The 1,055-nt window shown below is 54.1% G+C and carries 1 protein-coding gene; it reads left to right on the plus strand.

The annotated features are described in order from the left end of the window. On the plus strand, positions 1–1,055 hold a 1,055-nt coding region (gene tuf, locus DFO57_RS22540; RefSeq protein WP_110016041.1), incomplete at both ends, for an elongation factor Tu.

Here is a 1,055-nt window from a genome sequence, read left to right on the forward strand (position 1 = left end):
ACCATCGGTCACGTTGACCACGGTAAAACCACCCTGACTGCAGCGATCACCACCGTTCTGGCTAAAACCAACGGCGGCCAGGCACGTGCGTTCGATCAGATCGACAGCACCCCGGAAGAAAAAGCACGTGGTATCACCATCAACACGGCACACGTTGAGTATGAAACCCCGTCTCGCCACTATGCGCACGTTGACTGCCCAGGCCACGCCGACTATGTGAAAAACATGATCACCGGTGCTGCGCAGATGGACGGCGCGATCCTGGTTGTTGCTGCGACTGACGGCCCAATGCCGCAGACCCGTGAGCACATCCTGCTGGGTCGTCAGGTAGGCGTTCCTTACATCATCGTGTTCCTGAACAAGTGTGACATGGTTGATGACGAAGAGCTGCTGGAACTGGTTGAGATGGAAGTTCGTGACCTGCTGTCACAGTACGACTTCCCGGGCGACGATACACCAATCGTTCGCGGTTCAGCCCTGAAAGCGCTGGAAGGCAACCCAGAGTGGGAAGAGAAGATCGTTGAGCTGGCTGGTCACCTGGATAACTACATCCCGGATCCAGTACGTGCAATCGATATGCCATTCCTGCTGCCAATCGAAGACGTATTCTCAATCTCTGGCCGTGGTACTGTTGTAACCGGTCGTGTAGAGCGCGGTATCGTTAAAGTCGGCGACGAAGTTGAAATCGTTGGTATCAAAGATACCGCGAAATCAACCTGTACCGGTGTTGAAATGTTCCGCAAACTGCTGGACCAGGGTCAGGCAGGCGAAAACTGTGGTGTTCTGCTGCGCGGTATCAAGCGTGAAGACATCCAGCGTGGTCAGGTTCTGGCGAAGCCAGGCTCAATCAAGCCACACACCAAGTTCGAGTCAGAAGTTTACGTTCTGTCTAAAGACGAAGGTGGCCGCCATACTCCGTTCTTCAAGGGCTACCGTCCACAGTTCTACTTCCGTACCACAGACGTGACCGGTTCAGTAGAGCTGCCAGAAGGCGTTGAAATGGTTATGCCAGGCGACAACATCAAAATGGTTGTTACCCTGATTCACCCAATCGC

Origin of the sequence: Pantoea sp. AG702, from assembly GCF_003182295.1 — a bacterium.
GTDB classification, from domain to species: Bacteria; Pseudomonadota; Gammaproteobacteria; order Enterobacterales; family Enterobacteriaceae; genus Pantoea; species Pantoea ananatis.